Annotated in this window: 6 protein-coding genes; 4 read left to right on the top strand and 2 right to left on the bottom strand. The window is 51.5% G+C overall.

Annotation, left to right across the window (positions count from 1 at the left end; genetic code table 11):
- Nucleotides 1-372 precede the first annotated feature (372 nt).
- Entirely contained in the window at nt 373-1839 is a 1467-nt protein-coding gene (locus tag I2D41_RS04285) for a site-specific integrase (protein WP_195247164.1), read from the bottom strand.
- A gap of 68 nt (nt 1840-1907) precedes the next feature.
- Nucleotides 1908-2363, bottom strand: coding sequence for a helix-turn-helix transcriptional regulator (locus tag I2D41_RS04280; RefSeq protein WP_195247166.1), 456 nt, complete (start codon nt 2361-2363; stop codon nt 1908-1910).
- Nucleotides 2364-2479: 116 nt separating this feature from the next.
- Between I2D41_RS04280 and I2D41_RS04275 the strand changes: the two genes are divergently transcribed.
- From I2D41_RS04275 to I2D41_RS10010, 4 genes are all read left to right on the top strand, one after another.
- On the top strand, nt 2480-2704 hold the full coding sequence (locus I2D41_RS04275) for a helix-turn-helix domain-containing protein (RefSeq protein ID WP_118335676.1): 225 nt from the start codon (nt 2480-2482) through the stop codon (nt 2702-2704).
- Nucleotides 2704-3030 (top strand): helix-turn-helix domain-containing protein, encoded by a 327-nt coding sequence (locus I2D41_RS04270; protein ID WP_195247168.1) that lies wholly within the window; start codon nt 2704-2706, stop codon nt 3028-3030. Before I2D41_RS04275 ends, I2D41_RS04270 begins: the two co-directional genes overlap by 1 nt.
- Nucleotides 3027-3818 (top strand): MuF-C-terminal domain-containing protein, encoded by a 792-nt coding sequence (locus tag I2D41_RS04265; RefSeq protein ID WP_195247170.1) that lies wholly within the window; start codon nt 3027-3029, stop codon nt 3816-3818. The genes I2D41_RS04270 and I2D41_RS04265 overlap by 4 nt, the downstream gene beginning before the upstream one ends.
- Nucleotides 3818-4289 (top strand): hypothetical protein (locus I2D41_RS10010; protein ID WP_229042125.1); only part of this gene is annotated, 472 nt, incomplete at its 3' end. The genes I2D41_RS04265 and I2D41_RS10010, both read left to right, overlap by 1 nt.

Raw genomic sequence — 4289 nt, 5'->3', positions numbered from 1 at the left:
GGGAACCGCTTTACTATTGGCTATTCCTTCTCGAATCCACTGGTTTCTTCTGGCTATCCACCACTATCCACCACTGATTTGTGCATAGATACTTTCTTCTTCTGTATCAAAGGTCTAAAAATGGGCTTAATAAACGATGTGCCAACGCGTCTGCTCCGACCAAAATAGTTTGAAAATGCGGTGAATCGATCATCTCGAATTTGCGGCGCGTCCAGATCGGGCGTCTGGACGCGTTTTAGGGCCATCTTAGAGCTTGAGACTCATCAATACTCGAAGTAATTGATTCGCCGCCCCATATCGTCTCTCATTGCCTTGGGCGAGGCTTTGAATGGCTAACATCAAGCCCGCTCGAGTTCGATTCTCGAAAATCTTCTATAAGTCAGTTTTCTCAACAAGCGATTCAAGCGTGAAGCCTCCGCTTGCCATGTCTGACGCCATGAAGGTATCGACCTTGTCGGCAGCATCGAGAATCGCTTCAACATTCAGATCGATATAGTGCTGGAAATCCGTCTTAAACTGCGTATGCCCGTGCATGCTTGAAATCGTCGGGGTCGAAACTCCGCTGGCGGCCATGAGCGTTTCGGAGGTGTGCCTGAGGTTGTTCACAGGGATAAACCTCAGTCCGTGCTTCCTCAGCGCGGTTTCCCAGTGGCCGCGAAGCGTATCGCCGGCACACGGGAGAATCCGACTATTACTCCACTGTTCAAGAGCGTGACGTGTGGCATCTTGTTCTGATCCGATGAATGCCTCCGGCTTGATGGTCCTCTCCATGGTGTCAACGTATCCGTCGAAAACGGTGACGGTCCAAATTCCGTCTGCAACTTCTTTCAGCTTTGGATTTGAGCCCAATTTGTACTTTGCTGCGGTTTCTGCCGCCAATTGATCTGCAACCGCCTGGGCATCTTTTCGATTTCCCATTACAGTTTCAATTCTATATTTTGCTTTTCTGGACTTGTGCCAGCATGTCTTGTGTCTGATGAGCCAGCAACCTTCAACCTGCTCGATTGACGGCTTCGTGGCCTCGAGTGCTATAAGAAACCTTTCCGTAAACTCCGGAAGTACAAGAGCATGCCTTTTAGACTCTTCCGTTTTGGTTACCTTAAGTCCGTCTTCATCAGTGTAGGCCGCATGAACATTCAGGAGAACATACTTTTTCACGCCTTGGGAAGTCGGCATTTTCAATACCTGAACGTCAGCTGGCGTTATGGCCAGGTTTTCTTCCTTGCGAAGCCCAGCGCTTCCGACTAACAGGGTCAGGTATGCCATCTCATCATCAGCTAATACATCGGCAGCCTGCTTCAATTCCATTGGCGACCATGGTGCGGGGCGCTTCTTTTTCTTTGCCTTGGCGTCGAGACCCGTTAGATCCATTTTGTGGCGCATGAATCCATCAGATTTGGCCCTGTTTAAGATTGCCCTATAAGTCCTGAGAGTGTTCCTCGGAGTCCCCGACTGTTCAATGAGGTTTCGAACGTTAGTTTCGTCAAGATTTGAGAGAACTCGTTCGCCATGATTCGGGGCTATCCATTTTCGGTAGTTTTTGACATATCCGTCGATTGTGCTGTTGGTCTTACCTTCTTTTTCCAGGGCTGGGATAAACCTGCCATAAAAGTATTGATTCAGCGTAATCTCAGGAATGTCGCGTTCGGAAAGGCTGGAATTCAACTCGACATAGAGCATAGAAGCTGCGGCCTGGGCATCCCTCATGGTTCCATGAATCGTTACCCTTTTTGTGGAACGCCTTTCACGGGTGCCGGCTTCGACTCTAACCCTGAATATCTCTAAACCGTCGGTGTCGACGCCTATTTTCTCAATTAGTCCGATTTTGTTTTTAGGCATTGTGGCTACCTCGTATTGTATTCCAATCAGGATAAAGAACCCTTGTGGTAAAGGTTCCGTTCGATCGTTTAGGCGGTCTTGGCTCTACCGCGAGAACTAGTTGAGGCGTTGCTTTTTGCAATATTGCCAAATCTCTTGTATTTACCAGAACGGTTCATAGTGTCTGCACTATCTGCAAGCTGCTTTCTTCCGGCTGAGCTGAGGGCCATATAGCTCTCCAACAGCTTTCTAAACTGCTGCCTGTCTTCTTTGTTCATTTCGGAGACCGCGGCGTTAACTATTGAACGCATTTCGGAGTCTTCGAGAAACGAGGGGGAAGAAAGCGATGCTGAGAATTTAGATCCAAGAATTGAATCAACTGAGACAGAGAAATATATCGAGAGCTGGAGCAAAAGCTCATCCGTGAGACGTCTCGTCCCTTGCTCATACGTTCTGTAAGCAGAAAGCGAAATACCGAGCTCTTCCGCTACTTGTTTTTGAGTCTTTCCGCTATTGGAGCGAATGGTTTTCAGATTGTTGCCCATGGGTACTCCTTTCTTTGAGCACCTTGACTTTAGGTACGACAATTTGTTGTACAGTACTTCAAAGTGTTGTAGTATTTGGCTAAGTACAACAATCCGTATTACTAAAGGAGGGTTTTATGCCGAATTGTATCGGAGCGGAACGAGTGAGGCTTCGCCTTTCGCAAACCGATCTTGGAGACAAACTCGGCGTCAGCAGAAGCATTATCGTTCGAATCGAACGCGATCCGAAGTCGGCAACTTACGATCAGCTCGAGAAGATGTCGCAGTTGTTCGGATGCTCCATTCAATACCTGCTTGGCGAGACCGATGATCGTCTTCCCCAGAAGGACGAGGTTGCGTAATGAGCGGCAAAGAAAGGCTGGAGCCGTGGGCGAGCAGTAAATGGCTCTCCAAATCCGCGGCAGCCAAATACATCCATCGACATGTCGATGCTCTGCAGAGGCTCATTGAATCTGGCGAGATTCCCGCCGTCTACGGCGCGTTCAACCGTGGTGGATCGCGGACCATCTACATCAACATTGACGACCTCGACGCCTATATGCGCAAGACTCCTTTCATTAAGGAGTCCAGCCATGAGATGCCGTACGAGGAGTACGCCTCTCTGCAGTCCCTGCAAGAGAGCATGTCAAAGCGCATGGCCCGCGACGGCCGTAAGGGGGCCGCATGATGGGCCCCGCATCGTTCGCGACGACTGTTCAATTTAGGGTGTCAGAAAAAAAGTGCGACTGGGAAATTAAGGAAGAGCCCCAGCCGCACCCGAAACGTGAGACCGTAGAAGAAGGGAGTTCACGGATGTGGAAAGGTGAACAGCGTCAACACGATCTCGACGACATAGGACGGTATCACGCCCTCGTCGGTCAAGTTGATTCTACCATCGCAGTAGAGGGTCTAAACAATCAAGATCTAGCCGAATACGCGAATTCATGCCGAATGTGGACTGGATTCGCCGAAATTGCAAAGGCGAGGGGCCGGGGCTATAACCGACAGGCGCCTGTGCCCGTTCTCCCCGAAACACCGAAGGCGCTTTTGGCGGCGGGGATTCCCAACCTGCCTATCTGCCACACCGTGCGGCATATCGTACGGGAGACAACGATCTCCAATCGCTCACACAGGCACGGCATCGAGCCCTCGCTGCTTGCATCGGTTCCTGAGCTCCTTCAGGCTCCTGTTGCTATCTTTAAGGCGGGTGCAGGCAGGGTGGCGGTTGCGCTGGATGCGGTCGACACCATCGGCCAGCCCCTTGTCGCCTATTTCGACCTAGCGGTTCCTCTGTCTGTCGGCGGTGGTCAGTTCCGCTCCGGCGAGCTCGTTAACTTCATGCTGTCCGTTTACGGACGCGAGTCCCTGATAAGTGAAATCGAATCCGCGCGGGCGGCAGGGGAGTGCAATGTCTTCAACGAAGAGGCATTGTTCTCCCTGGCGGTCCAGGCGCTGCAAAGGAGAAAGGCCGCATAGTGTCGAAGATTCTCGAGACAGAGACCGAAGGCTACGGTCCCTCGTTCGCCATACACGGCTTCATGCGCTATTTGGGCCTTAGGCCCGCACAGCTCGTGGCGTATGCCTTGATCTACTCCTGCACGGTAGATAAGGGTTGCTACGATTTTGGAGCCGCCGTTCTCGCGGACTGGTCCGGCACGAGCGAGCGCACTGCCCGCACGACCATCGCCTCCCTACTCGAGATGGGCCTTATCGTTGAGCGCGGATCCCATGTCCATGGAATGAATACTGTCGGCAGGTCCCTTGTTGCAGCTGCGGATCCAATTTCCCGCGCCAGGGAGGCTTGGCAGGCGGACCATCCGGACGCCGAACGGGTTGCCCCTCTAGTTTCACCGGAAACTATTTCACCTGAAAATACTTCCTCACCTGAAATATCTTCACGTGAAGATTCTTCCTCACCTGCAAGAGTTTCACGTGACGTTTTTTCAC

It is taken from the genome of Collinsella aerofaciens (assembly GCF_015552075.1).
Lineage (GTDB): Bacteria > Actinomycetota > Coriobacteriia > Coriobacteriales > Coriobacteriaceae > Collinsella > Collinsella aerofaciens_Y.
This window is presented reverse-complemented; position numbering and strand designations above follow the sequence as displayed.